The organism is Desulfobacterales bacterium, assembly GCA_034520365.1.
Classification (GTDB): Bacteria; Desulfobacterota; Desulfobacteria; order Desulfobacterales; family Desulfosalsimonadaceae; genus M55B175.
On record JAXHNP010000006.1, the window covers coordinates 1285696 to 1308071 of the forward strand.

The following is a 22376-nucleotide window of genomic DNA, read 5'->3' on the forward strand; positions in this document are numbered from 1 at the left end:
TAAGTGGTAATATGCTGTCAAAATTGAAGTATATTACCCTAAGTTAAGCCTAAGGGCTGTTTTATTTTACAGCACTTAGGCCGTCTAATCATTGTTGGGTGAAACAAAAAAACGAAAGGAGAACCAAATGAGCATGGAGCAACTTGTAGTATTCCTACTGATTGGAGGCGTCGCCGGATGGCTCGCTGGCCTGCTTATGAAAGGTGCCGGATTCGGCATTATTGGGAACATCGTTGTTGGTGTCATCGGAGCGGTCTTGGGCGGCTGGTTATTCGGGGTTCTGGGTATTTCAGTTGGCGGGAAATGGGTAGGTCCACTCGTGACAGCAATAGCGGGTGCTGTGGTACTTCTCTTCGCCACAGGTCTTATTCGGAAGAAATAGAAACCACCCAAGAAGCCAGATGCAGCGAACCCGGCGACAGCGCTCTGATTGACTATCGAAGGTCAAGTGGCGCCGGGTCGCTGAACTGGAACGTTGGGCGACACAATAGCCACAAGCAGCAATACTACATGCCAACAGTTTTGCGTTCTGGTCCATAGCGTTTCTTTTTTATGCGAGTGATCGTGATGAACCTGTTCATATCCATGTCGAACGAGACGAAAAAGTGGCCAAATATTGGCTTGACCCTCCCCGGCTCCAAAACAGCGGCGGGTTCAATCGCCTTGAATTGATACAAATTCTTCCTATTATTAAGGAAAACCAAGCATCTTTAATGAAGGCATGGAATGAATACTTTGGCATTTAATATCGAAACACCTTATGCGGTAAATGTACTGATAACCGAAGATACCATTACGGTTGATCTCAGCGACGGGCGAACCATTTCAGCACCATTGGCATGGTTTCTCCGGCTTGAATATGCTGGTTCTGAGGAACGGGCAAACTGGAGATTAATTGGAAAAGGCCAGGGCATTCACTGGGAAGATTTAGACGAAGATATCAGCGTAGACGGCCTCCTTGCAGGAAAACCATCCGGGGAGAGCCAAGATTCTCTGAAAAGGTGGCTTGAAGAGCGAAATTCCCCCAGCCCAACCAGTCAGTGAACCGGACGCCGGAAAGGCTTGCGGCGCTCCGCGGCAAGTTCATTGGCGGCGCCGGTTACTTCCACCGTTAGCCTGAAGAACGAAAAATGCCAAAACCGATCGACAATTGCGAAACAAGCTTCCATGAATTGGCAGCCAATATATTGCCAGCCCATTTTTCTCGTCTTAAAGAAAATATGAAGTCGCCAATCCCAGCTTCCTGGATCCGGGAGAAAGGTGTGGGTAAGGCTACACTTTTGGAGCGCATAGGTCGGAAAAATGATTTTTCTGGTTGCTACGTATTCATTGAGCATGGAGCGCCTTTGTATGTTGGCATTTCGAGAAACGTCATAAATCGCCTGTTTCAGCACCTTACTTCAAATAGCCATTTTAGTGGCAGTTTGGCTTATTACATTGCCAAATGTCAGCGAGACCCTGGTGGGACAAGAGAACAGAATATGGCCGATCTTAAATTTCGTTCATTGTTTGAGAATTCGCAAAGGCGATTAGAACAATGCTCTATTGCCGTTATTGAAATTGAAAATTCAGTAGAACTTCATTTGTTTGAAGTTTATGCATCCATGGAGCTTGGAACCGGAGAGTTTAATACATTCCGGACACATTAAGGCTAACCAGTCAGCCCAGGCGACAGCCAGGGAAGGCGGACTTTTGATAATCCGAGGGGAATTGAACAGTAAACAATTTTAATCAGATAAGTGGAAGCCCTGGCTGCCCCTGGCTTCCAGCGTTAGCTTCATACGAGAATCGATATGAGAAACATGTTATGAAACCAGGGTCTAAAGACATTAAGTTGAAAGTTTTGATCACAGGCGATGAGCTATTTGAACTGCAAAGACACAGCTATCAAATGGTCGAAGCCTTTGGATTAGATAGACGGATTGAAAATTATCAAGGAAAGCGTCCAATTGGACTATATAGCTGGGATTTTGATTGCCTTCTTGCAGTAATTGAGTGTGCTCTTGAGGACAAAAAAGAGTATCCAGACAGGGATGCACCAGAATACAAGGCACTTATGAGCCTATATCTACGACTTAAGGAAGAAAATCGGGAATTCGATAAACGATAAAGGGATGTCGCTTGCGCGAACAACTGCATGCACCAGACCGGAAGGGGCGTGCGCCTTTACAATAGGCGGCTTCTGGTACTTCCCAGAATTCATCAACACTTGTGTTTTCAGTATTCCCTTCTGGCTGGTAATGCAGAACGTTCGGTGTGAAGAATGGGCTCAAACCTTAGAAAATAGATAACCACGCCAATGCAGCGGATCGCAAAAAGCGCGCGCCCTCTGATTGGCAACGTTGGCCATAGGAATATGCCCCATGAAACCCGATGTCACTATCAGGAATGAAACAAGCGTCGATGTCAGCGCAATTAGCGAAGTGACTATCGCTGCCTTCAATACGCTGGAGATCAGCAACCACACGGAGCAATTTATAATCGAGGCGCTACGCGCCGACAATGCCCTCACGGTATCGCTGGTCGCAGAGATGGATGGCCGAGTAATTGGTCACATTGCGTTCTCGCCCGTGACCATTTCCGACGGCACACCGGACTGGTACGGACTTGGACTTGTTTCGGTCTCGCCGGAATACCAACGTCAGGGTATTGGCAAGGCCCTGATCCGCGAAGGATTGGCACAACTGAGGGAAATGCATGCTCGCGGCTGTTGTCTCGTAGGGTATCCGGAGTACTACAAGAAGTTAGGATTCGATAACGTTCCAGAACTTGTCCATGAGGGAGTCCCACCGGAAGTCTTTCTCACAATGTCTTTCGACGGGAATATTCCCCAAGGCACTGTCACTTTCCACGAAGGATTCAAAGCGGATGGCCAACAAGAGCGTGCAGGCGACGCTTGACAGCGCGCCTGACGCTCGGCGTTGGGCCGCAGCAATTATTCGAGGTTTTTTTTCTTTGAAACGTGAGACGTTAGAAAAATTCCAGGTATTCATATATCTCGCCGCTATTACCTGTGGCTTGCTGGTTGGGATCGTTCTGCCAAACCAGGTTGGAGCGCTGGAGCTGGTACTCTGGCCAGTTCTGGGACTGCTGTTGTATGCAACCTTTACTCAGGTTCCTCTGGCCTACCTGCACGAGGCTTTTGCCGGTTCTCGCTTTATCGCCGCTGTCGTGATCGGTAACTTCATTCTTTTGCCGTTCGTTGTGTGGGGCCTGATGTCCGTGGCCCCAAATGAGCCTGCGGTGCGCCTCGGCATACTGCTAGTGTTGCTGGTGCCGTGTACTGACTGGTTTATCACGTTCACCCACTTGGGTCGCGGAGATACAAAGCACGCCATCGCATTTGCTCCTGTCAGTCTGATACTGCAGATGGTTTTTCTGCCCTTCTACCTTTGGCTATTCCTGGGTTCGGATTTCGCAGCAAGTGTGGCGCAACGAGAGATGCTCGTGGCATTTCTTGGCTTAATCGTGCTTCCATTGTTGGCGGCATTCATTACAGAAAAATGGGCGGAAGCCAGCACCAGCCGCCGACATGTTATTAACCGGATAGGTTGGTTTCCGGTGCCCTTACTTGCGGTTGTCGTTTTTTCCATCGCCGCTGCACAGGTCGGTATCGTTATGGATTCGGTAAATCTGCTAGGGCACCTGCTTCTAATTTTCGTTGCGTTTCTCGTGATTTCCGGCCTTATCTCCTGCGGCCTTGCACTCGTGTTCAGACTGCCGGTAGTGCAGGGACGGGTTTTAGCATTCAGTTTGGGCAGCCGGAACTCATTCGTCGTCCTTCCGCTCGCACTTGCACTGCCCTCGTCGTACGAGCTGGCAGTTGTCGTGATTGTCTTTCAATCATTGGTCGAACTCTTTGGCATGGTTGCATACTTATGGTGGGTTCCGAAGAAACTATTCCCTGTGGCTGCATGAGCCTACAGGCCCAACCGGCTTAACCAGACGCCGGACACTATGCGGTTTTTAGCAGGTAATTTGGGCGGCGCTGGTTAGCCGTAACGTTATGGTCTTATCAGTCGTTTACCGTGGCCCGAACCAAGGCAGTTCCGACTCCAGACCGACTTATTTGTAAAAAATTTTCACTGTCGTTTGAAATGACATGGGTACCACTTTTCATCGCCGCTTATTGCAATAAGGCACGCCAGAGCAATCAATTTGCATCTCATCCCCTAAAATGATAATATGCGCAGAAATTAGGGACCATTAGTGGGGACCAGCGCCAAAAAGGGGCTGTCTTTTCAGGCTTTACGCGCTTTGGTGACACCCATTATCAGCAGAACATAAGGTATACCAACGGATTGCAGGGGCTGATGTTTGAACAAACATTCAAGAACATTGACGATGTGTTGTGGAAAGAGGCCGGATGCGCCACAGAGCTTGATTATACCGAGCAGACTTCCTGGATGCTGTTTTTAAAATACCTGGATGATCTGGAACACGAGCGGGCCATGGAAGCCGAGCTTTTGGGCAAATCCTATGAGTTTATCATAGAGGCCGGGTACCGCTGGTCAAGCTGGGCCGCGCCCCAAACAGCGGACGGCAGTTTTGATCATGACAGCGCACTTACCGGCGATGATCTGATTCTTTTCGTAAACAACCGGCTGTTTCCCTATCTGCAAGGGTTTAAGGAGCGGGCCGCCAGCCCGGATACCATCGAATACAAAATCGGCGAGATTTTCGGCGAGATCCGAAACAAGTTCCAGAGCGGCTACAGTCTGCGCGACGCCCTGGAGCTGATCGACAGTCTGAGCTTCCGTTCGCAGCAGGAAAAGCACGAACTTTCCCACCTGTATGAGGCCAAGATCCGGAATATGGGCAATGCCGGCCGAAACGGCGGGGAATACTATACCCCGCGGCCCCTTATCCGGGCCATGGTCCGGGTCACCCGCCCGAAGATCGGTGAGCGCATCTATGACGGGGCCGCCGGGTCCGCCGGGTTTTTGTGCGAGGCCCACGATTATCTGCGCTACGGGGCAAATGGCTACGACAACGGCCATGGCAACGGCAGCCGCCTGTCCACCCAGGATCTGGACACCCTGCAGCACCAGACCTTTTACGCCAAGGAGAAAAAGAGTCTCCCCTATGTGATCGGCATCATGAACATGATCCTCCATGGCATCGAGACCCCCAACATCGTGCACACCAACAGCCTCACGGAAAACATCAGCGACATCCAGGAAAAGGACCGCTTTGACGTGATCCTGGCCAATCCGCCGTTTGGCGGCAAGGAGCGAAAGGAGGTGCAGCAGAATTTTCCCATCAACCGGCGAGACCGCCTTTTTGTTCTTGCAGCATTTTATGAAATATTTAAAGGGCGGCGGCCGGGCCGCAGTGGTGATCAAAAACACCTTCCTGTCCAACTCGGACAATGCCTCCCGGGCGCTTCGCCGGGAGCTTCTGGAGGCCTGCAACCTGCATACGGTGCTGGACTGTCCGGGCGGGACCTTTCTGGGCGCAGGGGTCAAAACCGTGGTGCTGTTTTTTGAAAAAGGAGCGCCCACGCGCAAAATCTGGTACTACCAGCTCGACCCCGGCCGCAGCCTGGGCAAGACCAACCCCTTGAATGACGAGGACTTAAAGGAGTTTGTGGAACTGCAGGCCGGTTTTTCCGATTCCGGGCAATCCTGGACCGTGGATGTGAATGACATTGATCCGGAGACGCTTGATTTGTCAGTAAAAAATCCCAACAAGGCAGAAGAACGGCCGCTGCGTGAGCCCGAAGTGATCATCAACGAGATCCAGACCCTGGATAAGGAGAGCGAGGAGATTCTGGAAGAGATTCGGGGGATGTTATGAGGGATGAGTGGAAAACTGCAAAACTCGGAGAAATAGCTAGCATAGGAGCTGGTAACTCTGCACCCCAGAAAAAAGAATCTTTTCAGAACGGAATTTATCCGTTCGTGCGGACTTCTGATGTTGGAAAAATTCGGTTTGGGTCAATTTATGACTCCACTGATAAATTAAATGATAAAGGCGCTACCAAGCTGCGTCTGATTTCTAAAGGCTCGATTCTCGTTCCGAAGAGTGGTGCGTCTACGTTTTTAAATCATAGGGTCATTCTTGGTTGCGACTCTTATGTTTCGAGTCATCTTGCTACAATCAAAGCTAATCCGGAATATGCCCTTGATTATTATTTACTCTATTATCTTCTTACAGTAAGTTCGCAAAACCTTATTCAAGACCATAAATACCCTTCATTGAAGTTGAGCGATATTAGTAATATTTGTGTTTTGCTTCCACCTCTTAACGAACAAAAACGCATCGTCGCCATTCTCGATGAAGCTTTCGCGGGAATCGAAAAGGCGGTCGTCAACACAGAAAAGAACCTTGCCAACGCCCGCGAGCTATTTGAGAATTATTTGAATTCTGTTTTTCGCTCTCACGATTATGGATGGACTGAACTCACTCTTGGTGAAATTGCTGAATTTAAGAATGGGTTGAATTTTACCAAAAATTCAAAAGGAGAACATGTTAAGATTGTGGGGGTAAAAAATTTTCAATCAAACTATTGGGTTCCAATGCATAAACTTGAAATTGCTCAGATTGACGGCAAGTTAAGTGAATCCTATAAGCTTCAAAAAGGTGATATTTTAACTGTTAGGTCGAATGGGAACAAAAACCTTATTGGGCGATGCATGTTGGCTGGTGATATTCCTGAGCCTACTTCACATTCTGGATTCACAATCAGAATTCGACTTATCTCATCCATTGTTGAACCTACATTCCTTGTTCATTATCTTAAGACGGATATGGTTAGGGATATGCTAATTAAATCCGGAGGCGGTGTAAACATAAGCAGTTTAAATCAGACGGTGCTGTCAAGGCTGCCAATTCAAGTGCCTGAGAAAAATAAACAAAGAGATATTGTTAATAAAATTGAAACTCTTCAGCAGGAAACATTAACATTAGACAAAATCTATACACAAAAACTTACCGCCCTGACCGAACTCAAACAATCCCTGCTTCAAAAAGCATTTTCCGGGGAGCTGACGGCAAACCCGAATAACAAGCGCAAAGAGGCAGCCGCATGAACGAAGCCGAAACCCGCGCCGAATTAATCGACCCTGCCCTGCGTGACGCGGGCTGGGGCGTGCTGGACGGCAGCCGGGTGCGGCGGGAGGTGATTGCGCCGGGCCGGCTCCAGGGCGCGGGAAAGCGGGCCCGGCCGGATATTGCCGATTATGTGCTGATGTATCAGGGGCAGAAACTGGCGGTGCTCGAGGCCAAGCGCCGGGATCTGCCGGACACCGAGGGGCTTTCACAGGCCAAGCGTTATGCCGAGCTTTTGCAGGCGCGGTTTGCCTTTGCCACCAACGGCGACGGCCTTTACCGGGTAGACATGCACACCGGCGCGGAAGGCTATCTGGATGCCTATCCCACGCCGGATGAGCTCTGGGCGGAAACCTTTGCCGGGTCAAATCTCTGGCGGGAGCGGTTCGGTCAGGTGCCGTTCGAGGACCGGGGCGGCTTCTGGCAGGCGCGGTATTACCAGCACAATGCCATCAACAAGGTCCTGGAAGCCATTGCCGCAGGCCAAGACCGCATCCTGCTGACCCTGGCTACGGGCACCGGCAAAACCGCCATCGCCTTTCAGATCGCGTGGAAACTGTTTCACGCCCGGTGGAGCCTGGCGGCAAGGAAATCCGGTGCGCCCGGCCGCCGGCCGCGGGTGCTGTTTCTGGCGGACCGCAATAACCTGGCCGACCAGGCATTCAACGATTTTTCGGCCTTTGCCGAGGATGCGCTGGTGCGCATTGACCCGGAGATCATCCGCAAAAAAGGCCGGGTGCCCAAAAACGGCAATATCTTTTTTACCATTTTCCAGACCTTTATGACCGGCCGGGATGCGGACGGCCTTCCTTCGCCCAGTTTCGGGGATTATCCGGCGGATTTTTTCGACTTTATCGTGATTGACGAATGCCACCGGGGCGGGGCCAATGACGAGAGCAACTGGCGCGGCATCCTCGAATATTTCAGCCCGGCGGTCCAGCTTGGCCTGACCGCCACGCCCAAGCGGCAGCACAATGTGGACACCTATGCCTACTTTGGCGAGCCGGTGTATGTCTATTCCTTAAAAGACGGCATCAATGACGGCTTTTTAACCCCGTTTAAGGTCAAGCAGATCGCCACCACCCTGGATGACTATGTCTATACCCCGGATGACCAGGTGATCGAAGGCGAAATCGAGTCGGGCCGGCGCTATACCGAGGATGACTTTAACCGCGTGATCGAGATCCGCGAGCGCGAAGGCTACCGGGTGCGCCTTTTTATGGACCAGATCGATCCCCGGGAAAAGACCCTGGTGTTCTGCGCCACCCAGGCGCACGCCCTGGCGGTGCGCGATCTGATCAACCAGTTCAAGGCCAGCCGCGATCCCTGCTACTGCGTGCGGGTGACCGCCAATGATGGCAAGGAGGGCGACCGGTTTCTTGCCATGTTCCGGGACAATGAAAAGACCATCCCCACCATTCTCACCACCTCGCAGAAGCTCTCCACCGGCGTGGATGCCCGGAATGTGCGAAACATCGTGCTCATGCGGCCGGTCAATACCATGATCGAGTTCAAGCAGATCATCGGCCGCGGTACCCGGCTGTTCGAGGGAAAAGACTATTTCACCATCTATGATTTTGTGAAAGCCTATGAGCACTTCAGCGATCCGGAGTGGGACGGCGAGCCGCTGCCGCCCGAGCCGTGCCCGCGCTGCGGAAACATCCCCTGCACCTGCACAAAGGAGCCCCGCGAGCCCTGCCAGGTATGCGGCCAGATTCCGTGCATCTGCGAAAAAGAGCCGCCCGAGCCCTGCCCGGTATGCGGCAAGCGCCCCTGCATCTGCGGGAAAAACCGAAAGGTAAAGGTGAAGCTGGCAGACGGCAAGGAGCGCACCATCCAGCATATATCCGCCACCACCTTCTGGAGCCCGGACGGCAAGCCCATGTCCGCCGCCCAGTTTATCGAGCAGCTATTCGGCGATCTGCCAGAGCTGTTTAAAGACGAAGACGAGCTGCGCGCCCTGTGGAGCCGGCCGGATACCCGCAAGGCCCTGCTCGACGGGCTGGCGGAAAAAGGCTACGGCACGGAGCAGCTCCGTGAGATCGGAAAACTCATCGAGGCCGAAAACTCGGACCTCTATGATGTTTTGGCCTATATTGCATTTGCCCTGCCCCCGGTTACCCGGGCCGAGCGCGTGGAAACCCGCCGGGCGGAAATTTTCAAGGGCCGCGATTACCGGCAGCAGGAATTTTTGAACTTTGTCCTGGGCCACTATGTGGCGCGCGGGGTAGAAGAGCTCGATACCGCCAAGCTGCCGCAATTGATTGAACTCAAATACAATAGCGTCGGCGATGCGGTGGCCGAACTCGGGCCGCCGGATAACATCCGCGAGGTCTTTGTGGAGTTTCAGCAATACTTGTATTGAAATTTCCGGTTATCCGATTTACTCCAGTGCGAAGGAATCAGCGAGTCAGAAAAATGATGGGAATGGTTGATCCAAATCGGGATCGGGATCGCTATCGAAATCGAAATGTTTCGATCCCGATCCCGATAGCGATTTCGATCCCGATACAATTTCCACTGGAGTCAAACAGGTAACCAAATTGAAATTTTTAGCCTGGTCCGCCCCCCGGATCCAATCTACCGTGAAAAGAATTGACTGTTGAATCAAAATATTTGGATGATATCAATGCATCCGAGTGGTACCAAATGGCCCATAACATGCGGTTTCACAAAGGACCGCGCATCCCCCGCGGCCTGTGAACCGCAGCGTTCGCCTTCAAAAAACTTGACATGTACATACAATTGTGCTTACATATAAACTGCTATGTTTGAATGGGATAAATCAAAAGCCAAGAAAAACTCATTAAAACACGGTATTAATTTTGCCGACACTTTCGCGGTTTTTGATGATCCAAACGCTGTAACTCTTGATGATAATGGCTCAAATGAACAGCGTTATATCACCATAGGAATGGATGCTTTTGGCCGCATTTTAGTGGTGGTCTACACATGGCGTGGCGATAATATTCGCATTATTTCAGCACGTAAAGCCGTGCGTAGTGAGGTGGAGCAATATGAAAGCGAAATATGATTTTAGCAAAGGCAAGCGTGGTGCCGTCCTCCCTCAAGAGGGGAATAAGGTTCGGATAACTATCAGACTTGACCGTGACATTGTCGATTGGTTCCGTTCCAAAGTTGAGGAACAAGGCGGGGGGAACTACCAGTCAATGCTTAATGACGCTCTTAGAAAGCACATCGAGCATGAAGGCCAACCCCTTGAAGAGGTTCTTCGCCGTGTTGTACGGGAGGAGATACGCTCATCCCAGTAAAAACTAAGTATCGGGGCTGTGGCGAACCTTTGCGCACCAGACCGGAAGGGGCGGTCCATCATAGCGCTAATGTTGTCTGGTTCTTCACAAATTTATTTTTTTCACTTTTTCGGTGCACCCTTCCGGCTGGTAACGCAAGTCGTTGGGCAACAGGATTATCGATGAACGAAAAAAACCGCCGCATTCTACCTCCTCTGATTCTTTTAGTTATCGGGCTGGTGCCTTGGTACTATGCTGTGAATGCATGGACAGCCTCTAGAGATTTAGTGGCTGGCACAAAGGCGGTTCAGGGTGTCGTCGTTGATTATGAATCCGGCTATGAATCGGCACCGCGAAAGGCTCCAGCGCTGCTGTACTACCCAGTTGTGGAGTTTACGGACCAGGCTGGTCATACGCAGCGCTTCACAAGCAAGGTTGGCGCAGGAGGAGAACTTTACGACGTTGGTGAAAGCATATCTGTTCGCTACGACCCACTTGATCGACGCCCACCAATCGTAGCCTCCTTCCTTCGGCTTTGGGCCAAGGCAACGCTGTTTGTTCTCGCTGGTCTGCCTTTTGTGCTGCTCGGAGGAGTTCGTTTCTTCATCGCGGTTTCGGCACGATCATGATAGTCGGCATATACCTTCGGGATTTACTGCCCAACCAGTCAGCCCAGGTGCCAGCCAGGGCCGGCGGCCTTTTGACAAATCACGGCTAATTTGTTCTAACCGCAAAACCCATAACCACGGTCCTGTTAACGGACAATTAGTCGGCACGGTGGCCGACTCTACGACGCATGTGGCCGTAGGGCAGGCCACCGTGCCTGCCTAAGAAAAGACAGAACAAATTTGCCCTGTTTGACCAATCGAGGGGAATTGAACATCAAATAATTCTAATCAAGTCAGGGAAAGCCTTGGCTGCTCCTGGCTTCCAGCATTATGCATACGGTGCAAATCGCTTGACATCTATAATGGACCCCATTATAATATGACCCATGATAATAACCTTTAAGTCCGTTGGCACCGGGGATATTTTTGATGGTGTGGCATCGCAAGCAGCTCGAAGATGCTGCCCTCAATCTATTTGGCCGGTTGCGCGTCGGAAATTGGATCAAATCAACAGAGTTCGGGTGATCGATGAACTTAAAGTGCCTCCCGGAAATCGGTTGGAACGTTTGAAAGGCGACCGGGAGAATCAATACAGTATCCGCATTAATCAACAATATAGAATTTGTTTTATATGGGAGGAAGGCCATGCCTACGAGATCGAAATCACAGATTACCATTGATATTGGGAGGCGGTTGCCTCGAAATCGTCCGCCGACACATCCCGGGGAGATGCTTTTCGAGGAATTCATCAAGCCGCTGGGGCTTACACAAGCAGAACTCGCTCGTTGCCTGGGCGTTTCTTACCCTCGTCTTAACGAAATTGTTAAAGGCAGACGTTCGGTAACTCCGGATACGGCCTTGCGGCTTTCCCGTGTTTTGGGTATGTCCGCAGATTTCTGGCTGGGCTTGCAACAGGATTGGGATCTTTGGCATGCAATGAACAGTCCTGAAGCAAATCAGATTTATCGCCTGAAACCAATTCTCAGAGATCAGCATTCTTCTGCATAACCATTTTCTCCACCTTACAGTTGTTCCGCTGCCGCTCCCACCTGCAGATGAGAAATGCGTTCTACCTCATTTAGCTTGACAAATTATTTCTTTTTTTAAAGGCATTCCCATTCGTTATATAGATCCGAATTTTGTTGCGGTTTTAAAATTATCCAAACAGGCGAATATTTATGCATACGATGCTTATTTTTTGGATTGTGCGATCAGGTACAGGTCTCCCTTATTGACATTGGACCGAAAGCTTATGGCATCTGCCCAAAATCTCAACGTCGAAACCCTGGAGGTATAAAATGCAAATTTATACATATTCTGAAGCACGGCAAAAGCTGGCCATGATTCTTGACCAAGCGGAAAACTCAGGAAAAGTGCTAATACGAAGGAAAGACGGCAGGACCTTCGCATTGGTTCCGGAAAAAATCGCTTCTTCCCCCTTGGATGTGCCTTCTATTAATGCAAAAATTACCACTCAAGAAATAGTGGATAATATTCGAGAAGGAAGGGAAAGGTAGAACTTTCCTGCTGCACTCTGACCGGTGTTCCGCAAACACCCAAGGCAGATATCAAAAAAGCTGAACATCGGAAAAATGAATATTTCAGGAGAAAAATAAAATGAGCGATCTTCAAAAATATATAAATAAAAGAAAAGTGCGTGACCCAGGATTTGCAGAGGGCTTTGATACAGGATACGAACAATTTAAGATAGGAGTGATGCTTAAACAGGCCCGCGAAGAGGCAGGATTAACGCAAGAACAATTTGCTGAAAAATTACATACAAAAAAATCAGCCATTTCAAGAATTGAGAATCACGCGGAAGATATCAAGCTTTCGACGCTTGAAAATTACGCAAGAGCACTTGGTAAAAAGCTTCATCTGAAAGTCGCTTAAATGCAGCGAACCATGCCTTGCACTCGGACAGGAACTCCGCTGCGCTTCGTTCCTGCCGGTGAAGGCTACGTTATGCAGCGGTTGCTTAAAATGATTAATTCGGAGAAAATGAGGTGAGTGATCTTTTCAACCAGATATACGGCCTTATCAAGGCTGACGAGGTTTTGATATCGGAGCATGGATATGATGAATTGGCTGAAGATAACTTGTCAATCCGAGAAATCGTTGAAGGTGTAGCAAACGGGACAATGTTGAAGAATATCCCCAGTACCCCAAAGGACCATGTATTTTGGTTTTGCAGCAGGACCGGTCAGGAAATCCTGTCCATGTTGTATGGGGTATTCCAAAAGGGTTTGATAAACCCGCTGTTCTGGTCACTGCCTACAGGCCAGATCCGGAACGCTGGGATGAAAATTTTTTACGGAGAGGCAAAAGATGAAACGTCGGAAAAAAATCAAGTATATCCATGAAGGGCAATATGTTGCTGAAGTGGAGGTTGAACTGATGGAAGACGAGACCGGGTGGTCCCCTTATCTTAGCGTAGAGGATGCTTATAAATTGGATGATGTGCGGGATGCGCTTCGTAACGGAGATTTAAAATCAGCAACAAAATATGGACGTATTTACGAGCTTCGTCCAGTGGCTCATCAGTAAAACAGCATAACGAGCCTAATTCAGCCGACGCAAAAAACCGCGCGGCTGATTAGCGGCGTTATGGACCAAAAAAGCCATATAAAAAACCATATTTTTATATTGACACATTTTCTTTCCTTATCTATTATAATTTTATGAGTAAACGATCTGATTTTGATTGGGATTCCAAAAAAGACAGGCAGAACCAGGGAAAACATGGAGTTTCTTTCGCCCTGGCACAGCTTGCTTTTTTGGACACTGAACGTGTTATCCTTGAAGACCTTGAGCACAGTGAAAATGAAAAACGGTTTTACTGTCTTGGCAAGGTCTCCGACGGGATAATGACGGTTCGGTTTACATACCGAAAGAACAAAATCAGAATAATCGGTGCCGGATATTGGCGGAAAGGAAAGAAAATCTATGAAAGAGAAAATCAAATACACTGACGAACCAATGGGAAAAGTTAAGGTCGTCTCTGACTTTCTTCCATCCCCGGAAGAACTCGCTTTAAAGGATGAAACCGTCAAGGTTACAATTACGCTAAGCAAAACGAGTGTGGACTTTTTTAAGAAAGAAGCAAAAAAATATAATACGCAATATCAAAAAATGATTCGCAGGCTTCTGGATGAATATACTGCCCATCAATAACTGCGAATCCATAACCACAGCATCAACACGGACCGGGAAACAGCAGCTCTGCTTCGCTTTGCTGCTGTTTCCCGGCCGGTTATGCTGGGCGTTCGGCACCAATAATCTGATTGGATTTTGACAAATGAAAACAACCCAATATTTTGATTACACAAAAAAACGTCCGGATCGCGCTCAGATTAAGGAGGATTGGATCAATAGAGGATTAAGGCAGTTATTGAGAAACCCGCAAAAATTGAAGTGCAATCCGATGGTAGGATCAGAAAATGGGCCAGAATAACAGAAGCTGGAAAATATTTGCGGGTTATTTTGCTTGATGATGGCAAAACAGTGCATAATGCATTTTTTGATAGCTCCTTTAAGGAGGAATGAGACATGAAAGTGAAATATTTTTCCGACACCGATACAGCTCACATAGAATTTACAGAAAAGGCGGTCCAGGAGACAAAAGAGATAAGCGAAAATATCTATATAGACATTGATGAAAAGGGCAACATTGTCAGCATGACGATTGAACATGCAAAAGACAATGCTGGGCTTTGGGAATTCTCCTACCAAGAAATGTCCCGTCAAACAGCATAGTGTCGGCGATGCGGTGGCCGAACTCGGGCCGCCGGATAACATCCGCGAGGTCTTTGTGGAGTTTCAGCAATACTTGTATTGAAATTTCCGGTTATCCGATTTACTCCAGTGCGAAGGAATCAGCGAGTCAGAAAAATGATGGGAATGGTTGATCCAAATCGGGATCGGGATCGCTATCGAAATCGAAATGTTTCGATCCCGATCCCGATAGCGATTTCGATCCCGATACAATTTCCACTGGAGTCAAACAGATAACCAAATTGAAATTTTCAGCCTGATCCGCCCCCCGGATCCAATCTACCGTGAAAAGAATTGACTGTTGAATCAAAATATTTGGATGATATCAATGCATCCGAGTGGTACCAAATGGCCCATAACATGCGGTTTCACAGAGGACCGCTCATCCCCCGCGGCCTGTGAACCGCAGCGTTATAACCCATACAACTGAAACATTCATCGAATTGCATTTCCGGATTTAACGCTTGACGTTATTATCGTGGAGCGTTAATATTTATTATATGATTCAATCTTTCCGGGACAAAGAAGCTGAGAAAATATTTAACAGGCAATTTTCAGCGAAATTGCCCAAAAATATTCAGGGCATAGCACGCAAAAAGCTTGTAATACTTGATGCTGCAGTGGATTTAAATGATTTACGAGTGCCTCCGGGTAATAGGTTAGAGGCATTAAGAGGCAACCGGAAAGGGCAGCACAGCATACGCATAAACGATCAATGGCGGATTTGTTTTAAATGGCGCAATGGCTCTGCGTATGAAGTTGAAATAACAGATTATCATTAGGAGATTATATGCAAAGTAAAAAATTACCGCCCATTCATCCCGGCAAGATTCTGATGGAAGATTTTTTGGCTCCCATGGGAATCAGCCAGTATCGCTTGGCCAAAGATATAAGCGTTTCCCCCCGGCGTATAAATGAAATAGTGCATGAGAAACGATCCATTACTGCCGATACCGCACTTCGCCTAGGCCGTTTTTTTGGCATGACTCCTCAATTTTGGCTGAATCTCCAGAATCGTTACGATCTGGAAACCACAGAAGACTTGATAGGAAAACGACTTAATAATGAAGTAATTGCACTTCAGCGGGAAGCAACAAATATTCACTAAGGTTATAACCAGTCAGCCCAGGCGACAGCCAGGGCCGGCGGAATTTTGACAAGCCGAGGGGAATTGAGCATCAACCTTTGGGTTGATCTCTATCAGCGGGAAAGCGAACTGCGTTTCAGGACTGTTCTCGAAAACCTGCCCGGCGGCATCTTTATTTGGGGGAAGGAGTCCGCTTTTTGCGCCGTTTTTCATGCCAAGCGGCAATGGAAGGGGCCCGGCCGAACAGGTATACGCCGATAAAGGCGGTGACGACAATGTAGATGCCGCTGAAAACCCGTAATTCCGGAACGGCCATGCTGGCGATGATGGCGGAAAATTCGCCTCTCTGCACCATGGAAAAACCGGCCCGCACCGAAGACTTTGGCCTCAGTCCGAACAGGCGGCTTCCCGCATAGGCGGTAATAATTTTGCCGGCGATCGCCCATATCACAATCACCGCCATCATGGGAGCGTAGGGAACTCCCTCGCCGAAATAGATGGTGGTTCCGAACCAGAAGAAGAAAAAGGGCAGGGTCAAATCCCTTACGGGCAGAATGAGATGTTCCAGTTCCGAGGACCGGCCGGTCTCCGAGAGCATGACCCCTGCCAGAAACGCCCCCAGTATTTCCGAAAGTCCCAGGGAAATGGCCAGGCCGGCATAGGCAAGCGCCACTCCCACGGTCAGAAGGGGCATGAAATCATGCTGTATGTACCTGGAAATAAACTGGTTGAGCCGCCTGAACCCGTAATGGCCGATGATAATCGCGCCTGCAACCAGTAAAAGGATTTTTGCGGCCAGCACCCCCGTAAACGCCGGGGAAAGCGACTCGCCGGCATTTACGCCGGCGATAAAGGACACCAGCACCGGCGCCACCAGGTCTTCAAATATCAGCAGCGCAAGGATAAACTCGGCCTCCGGGCTTGCCAGCCGCTTTTTTTCTTCAAGCATCTTGGCTGTAATCGACGAGCTGGTGGCATAAGCCACTGATCCGATAATAAATGCGGAAATAAAGTTCAGGCCGAAAATCAGGGAAACCGCCATGGCGCCGCCCAGGTTCAGCGCCACGTCCAGCAGACCGGCGGGCCAGATTTTTTTGGAGATACTGATCATCCTGGCCAGGGGAAATTCCAGGCCCAGGATGAAAAACAGAAGCACGATGCCCACCTCGGCAACCGTGTGGATGGCCTCTATATCGTGGAAAAAAGACGATACAGCCGTCCCGAGTACGATGTAGATCAGAACCGAGGGAAGCCTGAGCCGCTGCGAGGTAAAGCTTACCAGAAAAAACGCGCACAGAATGAGGCCCGCAAACAGCAGGAAAGGGATGTTTTCCACGGTTGATCCTAACCTTTGCAGAGCTGGTCGAGATTTTTGGTCTGTTCGCGGTTTCCTATGACCATAAGCACGTCTCCGGGCAGGATAAGCTCGTTTACATCCGGGCTGCCGATCATTTTTTCACCGCGCTGGATGCCGACAATGGTCGTTCCGGTCCGGGTTCTGATCCGGGTGTCAATGATCTTCTGATTGGCAAGGCAGCTCTCAGGGGTCACCCGGAGCCATTCCAGGCGCACTGACTTTAAAAACAGCTCGACCCTGTCATCTGTTACCGGCTGATAGTCGACCCCCAGCAGGATGGTGCCGAGCTGGCGGGCCTCTTCGTCTGTGAGCGTAACTGTGAAATCCGGGTCCTCCTCCTCGTCCTTTGCGAAGTGATAGATCTCCCGGCTGCCGTTGTGGTGCAGGACAACAGTTATCTGCTCGTCCTCGGCGGTTTTGAAGGAATAGCGTTTGCCGATCCCCGGCAGGTCGGTTGTCTTGATCTGCATATAGGCTGTCCCCCTTTTGCATTTTGTTGTCTTTGCGGCCGTCAAGGGCCGGACGGTTTCCAGGATTCTTTCATATGGTTTCCCGCCCCAAACTTCAATATTTTTTGAAAAGTTAAGTTGAACCGGGATTGGCAAACCTTGAATCGGCTGTCAAGCATATTATTAGGCCGTTGAATCCCCGGCAATAAGTTTTTTTATGCCTTCAATAGAAGCAAAAACATTAACACGGTGAATTTGTTCTGGCGAACAACCCCATAACCATGGGGTTGTTCGCATGTAAGGTCGGCACGGTGGCCGACCCTACGATGGATCGGGTTTTTCCCCATTCGTAGGGCGGGCCACCGTGCCCGCCTGAAAAATAGATAGAACAAATTTACCGTGAAAACATTAATCAAACATTAATCAAAAATTTGCATCCCCACCCCGGAAATGATAATATAACCCAAAATTAGGGGCCATTAAATGGGAGATTGGCGTATATAATGAAATTTTTGGGTAGTCAGCTATCTGAACTTCTCAGCCAGCAGCAGACCCGCAGGAATCTGAAGGCACTACTCAAGTATGTGGTCTTTCTCATCGCGGTGGTCCTTATTTACGCGGTTGTTTTTCAATGGATCATGATCGCCGTTGAAAAAGAGGAACATTCGTTTGTTACGGGTATTTACTGGGCGCTTACCGTAATGAGCACGCTGGGCTTCGGCGACATTACTTTTCACAGCGATATCGGACGCGCCTTCAGCATTGTGGTGCTGATGTCCGGGATCGTTCTCCTTTTGATTGTGCTCCCGTTTGCCTTTATCCGGTATTTCTACGCGCCCTGGCTGGAGGCCCAGCTCCGCCATCGGGTGCCCCGCGCGGTTCCCGGCAATACCGCCGGGCACGTAATCATCTGCCGATACGATACCGTGGTGCGGGTTCTCATCAGAAAGCTTAAGGCCCTCGGTATCCCTTTTTTCGTTCTCGAACCGGATGCCACAGAGGCGGTAAGCCTTTACGAAGACGGGCTCCCCGTTATTACCGGGGAGATTGACAATCAGACGACCTATAAGGCGGTCCGCGTCACCGATGCGCGGATGGTGCTTGCCAATGGGGAAGATGCCGCCAATACAAATATCACGCTGACGGTGCGGGAGCTAACGGCGAAGGTCCCGATTGTCGCTATTGCCGAAAATGTCGATTCCGTGGATCTTCTGGAACTGGCCGGAGCGACCCACGTGCTGCCGCTGAAACAAATGCTGGGCGAGCACCTGGCGTACCGCGTCACGGCGCAGCACGCCACAGTGCATGTGATCGGCACTTTCAAGGACCTGCTCATTGCCGAGTTTCCGGTACAGAACACCCCTTTGGCGGGGCGCATAATCCGGGAAACGAATCTTCGGCAAATAACCGGTGTCAGTGTGGTGGGGATCTGGGAGCGCGGACGCCTGTTGCCGGCCAAGCCGGATACCATGCTGTCGGAATTGAGCGTGCCGGTGATTGTGGGGACCTCCGAGCAGATCGCCGAAGTCGAATCTTTCCTGGTGATTTACAATGTCAATTACAATCCGGTGCTCATCATCGGCTGCGGCAACGTCGGATATGCGGTTGCGCGGGCCCTGAAGCAAAAGGGAATCGCCTTTCATGTGGTCGAGCGCGATGAAGCGCTCAGGGAGCGGACCGCGGCCATTGCCAGCGAGTTGTTCATCGGGGATGCCGCAGACCGTAGTGTCCTTATGCGTGCGGGTCTGGCAGAGGCCCCATCGGTTGTCATTACGACCAACGACGATGCCATGAATATCTACCTGACCGTATACTGCCGGCGGCTGAATCCCGATCTTCGCATTGTCAGCCGCATTACCCATGAACGAAATCTCGAAGCCATCCACCGGGCCGGCGCGGATTTCGTCCTGAGCTACGACTCCATCGGGGCGGAATCCGTGCTTTCCTATTTGCAGGAACGGGAATTGATCGTCATAGGGGAAGGAATTGACCTGTTTGTCGTTAAAGTTCCCAAAACCCTGGCAGGCAAGCGCCTGGGGGAAGCCCGTATCGGCTCCGAGATCGGACTGACCGTGATCGCGATCCAGAAAGACGAGCAGATCATTACGAATCCGCCCACGGATGCCGTGCTCGAGCCAAGCAGCGAACTCCTTATGGTCGGAAGCACCGAGCAGCGCGATGCGTTTATATCCCGGTTCTGCGGCTGATCCGGGGTTCCGCTATTTTTGCAACGTTGGTTATCCAAGTTGAGCGTTGCAGAATTTTAAATGAATTGATTCACACAAAAGATTCGGCTACCTTGAGGTGTTTGACGAGCGCAACATAAGCGCCTTGGACTGATTTTTTGCCGGAATGATGACGATCCATTATGCCGAATAACCAGATAAACAGATATGCGCGCACAAGCCGATTGGTTCCCGCCTATATAAAGGCCGGACTGCTGCTGCACGTGATGACCATAATGGAGCTTGCCGTGCTGGCGGCGTTTGTCCCGGGCTTGCTGTGGTTTCAGGCGGAATCTGCCGCAGGTGCGGTTCTTAACATGGCGATTTCCGCGTTTCTGATCAGCCTGCCGATTCTTTCCCAGCTTGACGCCCGCTCCCGCTTTCAGAGCTACAAGCGGGTAAAGGACAGCCTGGTTAAACACGGATTTGACCCCCGCATTTTAAGGCCGTTTATTAAATCCCGGTGCCAGCGGGATGCGGTTTTGGCGGCGGCCGATGAACTCGGGTGCAAGCCGCAGTGCCGCAGCTATTTCCGGTCCAGGGGATACCGGTGGTACCATATCCTGCCGGATTTTGTGATCAGCAATCCAGGCTTTCTTGTCAGCCGGCAGTTCTGGCAATCCACTTTTTTCGCCAAAACTTACCGCTCCAAAAGTGAATTTTAAGGATGCCATATGAGTTTCTGTACAGTGATTAATTGCATGGACGGGCGCGTGCAGGTGCCGGTCATTAGCTATCTGCAGGACAGATTTAAAGCGGATTATGTGGATAGTATCACGGAGCCCGGGCCGAACCGCGTGCTCGCGGAAGATCAGAATTCGGCCCAGGTGCAGTCCATTCTTGATCGGCTGCAAATTTCGGTTGAAAAGCATCAATCCGTGGGTATTGCCATCGTGGGCCATCATGACTGTGCCGGCAATCCCGCCCCCAAAGAGAAGCAGCTAAAGCACATTGAAGCGGCGGTCACGCGGATTGGCCGGTTATATGCAAATGTTGCAGTAATCGGGTTGTGGGTGGATCAGGACTGGGTGGTCCATGAATTCGGCGATAGCCAGAGGGAGCATAAATGACAACGGAACTGGATCGATACAGAAAATACGGCGAGCGGATCGAAGCCCTGATCCGGCCGGCCACCTTTCCCCTGGCCGTTAAAATGATTCAATCAGAAACCGAAATTGCGTCCAAATATAAGCGGCCGTCCCGGGACTTAGGGATTCAGAATTTTTTGTGCCAGAATTTTAAGATGGCGCGCTGCTATGGCTGGACCATTGCCGTTACTGAGGCGGATATTAACTGCAAGCTTGCCCGCGGGGTATACGGCTGGGATGAGCTGACCGGCGAAGATAAGGAATGGGCGGAAGCCTTCAGCGTGGGCCTTTACGCAAAGGACGGGTTAACCGCGAACAAATTTGAGGAGATGCTTTATACCTTTGAAAACAAATTTGCAGGACTTATCATTTCCCCGCTTACCCGGACCAAAATTGTGCCGGACAGTGTATTGATATACTGCCTGCCGGCCCAGGCCATGCGATTTGTCCAGGGATATTTGTATATGGAAGGCGGCGTCCTCGAATTTGCCGCTGCCGGCCGGGTGGGCTCCTGCCACGAAGGCGTGATTAAAACGATCCGGACCAACCAGCCGCAGTATGTCACCCTGGGAAACGGCGATCGCGTGTGGGGCGGGGCCCAGGATCATGAGGTGATGTTTTCCTGCCCGGGTGAAAAGCTGGATGTTCTGGTGGAAGGGCTGGAGCAAACGCATGCCGCGGGGCTTCGATACCCGATCCCCCAGTATATGAATTATTCCCCGGGGTTTCAGGCGGATTTTGAAAAAGCGGCGATTTCCCGGGCCGGCGGCACCATCGAGAAGAAGTGAGGGATGACTGCCATTAACTTAAGGCATTTTTACCCTCATCCTGGCCTTCTCCCGGAAGGAGAAGGGGTTGATGGAATCTTAAGTTAATGACATTGAGTGAGGAATTATTTCAATGAGCAGGGACAGGGATCAAAGGATAGCCGAATATATCCGGAAGGATCCGTTTGCCCGGTTTTTAGGGGCTGAGGTGGAAATTGTAAAGCCCGGGCACAGCCGGGTGAGCCTTACCATAACGGAGAATATGCTCAATTTTCACGGGGCGACGCACGGCGGGGTAATTTTTGCGCTGGGGGATATGGCCTTTGCCGCCGCCAGCAATTCCCGCGGCCAGACGGCCGTGGCCTTAAATGTGGGGATTAATTTTTTAAAGGCCACTGGGGCCGGGGATCATTTGGTGGCCGAAGCTGTGGAACAGGCCGCGGCCGGCCCGACCGCCCTTTATGATATCAGTATCCGAAATGCGCAAACCGGCGAGCTCGTGGCAAAGAGCCAGGACCTGGTATATCGTAAAAAGGAATGGTTTGTGCCGGATACCAAAATTTGACGGTCTCGTTCAATGCCACTTTTTTTCTAATTAATCCCAATACCTTCTGCTGCTGTCATTCCGAAGCGCGTAAGCGATAGGGATGATCACCAAACCGTATTCAATGGAAAAGCTGCAGCAGGTATTAGACCAGGTGCTGCAATAGTTTTTTT

30 protein-coding genes and 1 pseudogene are annotated in these 22376 nt (G+C 50.3%); 29 read left to right on the forward strand and 2 right to left on the reverse strand.

Going from position 1 to position 22376, the window contains the following annotated elements; translation table 11 throughout:
- Positions 1 to 127: 127 nt before the first annotated feature.
- The 24 genes and pseudogenes from U5L07_13720 (at position 128) to U5L07_13835 (ending at position 15794) form a co-directional block, all read left to right on the forward strand.
- The gene (locus U5L07_13720) at positions 128 to 382 is read left to right on the forward strand and encodes a GlsB/YeaQ/YmgE family stress response membrane protein (GenBank protein MDZ7832808.1); all 255 of its coding nucleotides are present in this window, start codon (positions 128 to 130) and stop codon (positions 380 to 382) included.
- A 344-nt stretch (positions 383 to 726) separates the two neighbouring features.
- Positions 727 to 1044, forward strand: coding sequence for a DUF2442 domain-containing protein (locus U5L07_13725; protein ID MDZ7832809.1), 318 nt, complete (start codon positions 727 to 729; stop codon positions 1042 to 1044).
- Between the two features lie 86 nt (positions 1045 to 1130).
- Positions 1131 to 1649 (forward strand): hypothetical protein, encoded by a 519-nt coding sequence (locus U5L07_13730; GenBank protein MDZ7832810.1) that lies wholly within the window; start codon positions 1131 to 1133, stop codon positions 1647 to 1649.
- Between the two features lie 158 nt (positions 1650 to 1807).
- Positions 1808 to 2110 (forward strand): hypothetical protein, encoded by a 303-nt coding sequence (locus U5L07_13735; protein ID MDZ7832811.1) that lies wholly within the window; start codon positions 1808 to 1810, stop codon positions 2108 to 2110.
- Between the two features lie 253 nt (positions 2111 to 2363).
- Positions 2364 to 2900 carry an N-acetyltransferase gene (locus U5L07_13740; protein ID MDZ7832812.1) on the forward strand — a complete coding sequence of 179 codons (537 nt, stop codon included), beginning with the start codon at positions 2364 to 2366 and terminating at the stop codon, positions 2898 to 2900.
- Complete coding sequence (locus U5L07_13745) at positions 2869 to 3918, forward strand: hypothetical protein (GenBank protein ID MDZ7832813.1); 1050 nt, start codon at positions 2869 to 2871, stop codon at positions 3916 to 3918. The genes U5L07_13740 and U5L07_13745 overlap by 32 nt, the downstream gene beginning before the upstream one ends.
- Before the next feature lie 395 nt (positions 3919 to 4313).
- Positions 4314 to 5219 (forward strand): annotated as a pseudogene (locus U5L07_13750) (N-6 DNA methylase).
- Between the two features lie 70 nt (positions 5220 to 5289).
- Positions 5290 to 5799: an N-6 DNA methylase gene (locus U5L07_13755; GenBank protein ID MDZ7832814.1), complete on the forward strand. Its 510-nt coding sequence runs from the start codon at positions 5290 to 5292 to the stop codon at positions 5797 to 5799.
- The gene (locus U5L07_13760; GenBank protein MDZ7832815.1) at positions 5796 to 7034 is read left to right on the forward strand and encodes a restriction endonuclease subunit S; all 1239 of its coding nucleotides are present in this window, start codon (positions 5796 to 5798) and stop codon (positions 7032 to 7034) included. Before U5L07_13755 ends, U5L07_13760 begins: the two co-directional genes overlap by 4 nt.
- Positions 7031 to 9418, forward strand: coding sequence for a DEAD/DEAH box helicase family protein (locus tag U5L07_13765; GenBank protein MDZ7832816.1), 2388 nt, complete (start codon positions 7031 to 7033; stop codon positions 9416 to 9418). The genes U5L07_13760 and U5L07_13765 overlap by 4 nt, the downstream gene beginning before the upstream one ends.
- A gap of 402 nt (positions 9419 to 9820) precedes the next feature.
- Entirely contained in the window at positions 9821 to 10087 is a 267-nt protein-coding gene (locus U5L07_13770) for a BrnT family toxin (GenBank protein ID MDZ7832817.1), read from the forward strand.
- Positions 10071 to 10325, forward strand: coding sequence for a BrnA antitoxin family protein (locus U5L07_13775; GenBank protein ID MDZ7832818.1), 255 nt, complete (start codon positions 10071 to 10073; stop codon positions 10323 to 10325). The genes U5L07_13770 and U5L07_13775 overlap by 17 nt, the downstream gene beginning before the upstream one ends.
- Before the next feature lie 161 nt (positions 10326 to 10486).
- A complete protein-coding gene (locus U5L07_13780) occupies positions 10487 to 10933 on the forward strand; it encodes a DUF3592 domain-containing protein (GenBank protein MDZ7832819.1) in 447 nt (148 codons plus the stop codon).
- 365 nt (positions 10934 to 11298) lie between these two features.
- Positions 11299 to 11592, forward strand: a complete 294-nt coding sequence (locus U5L07_13785) for a type II toxin-antitoxin system RelE/ParE family toxin (protein MDZ7832820.1) — start codon at positions 11299 to 11301, stop codon at positions 11590 to 11592.
- Positions 11558 to 11920, forward strand: a complete 363-nt coding sequence (locus U5L07_13790) for a HigA family addiction module antitoxin (GenBank protein MDZ7832821.1) — start codon at positions 11558 to 11560, stop codon at positions 11918 to 11920. Before U5L07_13785 ends, U5L07_13790 begins: the two co-directional genes overlap by 35 nt.
- A gap of 290 nt (positions 11921 to 12210) precedes the next feature.
- Positions 12211 to 12429 carry a type II toxin-antitoxin system Phd/YefM family antitoxin gene (locus tag U5L07_13795; protein ID MDZ7832822.1) on the forward strand — a complete coding sequence of 73 codons (219 nt, stop codon included), beginning with the start codon at positions 12211 to 12213 and terminating at the stop codon, positions 12427 to 12429.
- Positions 12430 to 12529: 100 nt separating this feature from the next.
- A complete protein-coding gene (locus U5L07_13800; protein MDZ7832823.1) occupies positions 12530 to 12805 on the forward strand; it encodes a helix-turn-helix transcriptional regulator in 276 nt (91 codons plus the stop codon).
- A 113-nt stretch (positions 12806 to 12918) separates the two neighbouring features.
- The gene (locus tag U5L07_13805; GenBank protein MDZ7832824.1) at positions 12919 to 13275 is read left to right on the forward strand and encodes a hypothetical protein; all 357 of its coding nucleotides are present in this window, start codon (positions 12919 to 12921) and stop codon (positions 13273 to 13275) included.
- Positions 13241 to 13459 (forward strand): hypothetical protein, encoded by a 219-nt coding sequence (locus U5L07_13810; GenBank protein MDZ7832825.1) that lies wholly within the window; start codon positions 13241 to 13243, stop codon positions 13457 to 13459. Before U5L07_13805 ends, U5L07_13810 begins: the two co-directional genes overlap by 35 nt.
- A gap of 134 nt (positions 13460 to 13593) precedes the next feature.
- On the forward strand, positions 13594 to 13884 hold the full coding sequence (locus tag U5L07_13815) for a BrnT family toxin (GenBank protein MDZ7832826.1): 291 nt from the start codon (positions 13594 to 13596) through the stop codon (positions 13882 to 13884).
- Entirely contained in the window at positions 13859 to 14086 is a 228-nt protein-coding gene (locus tag U5L07_13820; protein ID MDZ7832827.1) for a CopG family transcriptional regulator, read from the forward strand. Before U5L07_13815 ends, U5L07_13820 begins: the two co-directional genes overlap by 26 nt.
- A 375-nt stretch (positions 14087 to 14461) precedes the next feature.
- Positions 14462 to 14668 carry a DUF2283 domain-containing protein gene (locus U5L07_13825; GenBank protein ID MDZ7832828.1) on the forward strand — a complete coding sequence of 69 codons (207 nt, stop codon included), beginning with the start codon at positions 14462 to 14464 and terminating at the stop codon, positions 14666 to 14668.
- Positions 14669 to 15150: 482 nt separating this feature from the next.
- A complete protein-coding gene (locus U5L07_13830; protein MDZ7832829.1) occupies positions 15151 to 15468 on the forward strand; it encodes a type II toxin-antitoxin system RelE/ParE family toxin in 318 nt (105 codons plus the stop codon).
- Positions 15469 to 15476: 8 nt separating this feature from the next.
- Entirely contained in the window at positions 15477 to 15794 is a 318-nt protein-coding gene (locus tag U5L07_13835; GenBank protein MDZ7832830.1) for a HigA family addiction module antitoxin, read from the forward strand.
- 151 nt (positions 15795 to 15945) lie between these two features.
- Here the strand turns inward: U5L07_13835 and U5L07_13840 are convergent, their stop codons facing one another.
- Positions 15946 to 17109, reverse strand: coding sequence for a cation:proton antiporter (locus U5L07_13840; GenBank protein ID MDZ7832831.1), 1164 nt, complete (start codon positions 17107 to 17109; stop codon positions 15946 to 15948).
- An 8-nt stretch (positions 17110 to 17117) separates the two neighbouring features.
- Positions 17118 to 17600, reverse strand: a complete 483-nt coding sequence (locus U5L07_13845) for a TrkA C-terminal domain-containing protein (GenBank protein MDZ7832832.1) — start codon at positions 17598 to 17600, stop codon at positions 17118 to 17120.
- A gap of 482 nt (positions 17601 to 18082) precedes the next feature.
- Here U5L07_13845 and U5L07_13850 point away from each other — a divergent pair, with 482 nt between their 5' ends.
- The 5 genes from U5L07_13850 (at position 18083) to U5L07_13870 (ending at position 22224) form a co-directional block, all read left to right on the forward strand.
- Positions 18083 to 19786: an NAD-binding protein gene (locus U5L07_13850; protein MDZ7832833.1), complete on the forward strand. Its 1704-nt coding sequence runs from the start codon at positions 18083 to 18085 to the stop codon at positions 19784 to 19786.
- A 161-nt stretch (positions 19787 to 19947) separates the two neighbouring features.
- The gene (locus tag U5L07_13855) at positions 19948 to 20469 is read left to right on the forward strand and encodes a hypothetical protein (protein MDZ7832834.1); all 522 of its coding nucleotides are present in this window, start codon (positions 19948 to 19950) and stop codon (positions 20467 to 20469) included.
- 9 nt (positions 20470 to 20478) lie between these two features.
- Positions 20479 to 20874, forward strand: coding sequence for a carbonic anhydrase (locus tag U5L07_13860; GenBank protein ID MDZ7832835.1), 396 nt, complete (start codon positions 20479 to 20481; stop codon positions 20872 to 20874).
- On the forward strand, positions 20871 to 21680 hold the full coding sequence (locus U5L07_13865; protein ID MDZ7832836.1) for a DUF169 domain-containing protein: 810 nt from the start codon (positions 20871 to 20873) through the stop codon (positions 21678 to 21680). Before U5L07_13860 ends, U5L07_13865 begins: the two co-directional genes overlap by 4 nt.
- Before the next feature lie 112 nt (positions 21681 to 21792).
- Complete coding sequence (locus tag U5L07_13870; GenBank protein MDZ7832837.1) at positions 21793 to 22224, forward strand: hotdog fold thioesterase; 432 nt, start codon at positions 21793 to 21795, stop codon at positions 22222 to 22224.
- Positions 22225 to 22376 lie beyond the last annotated feature (152 nt).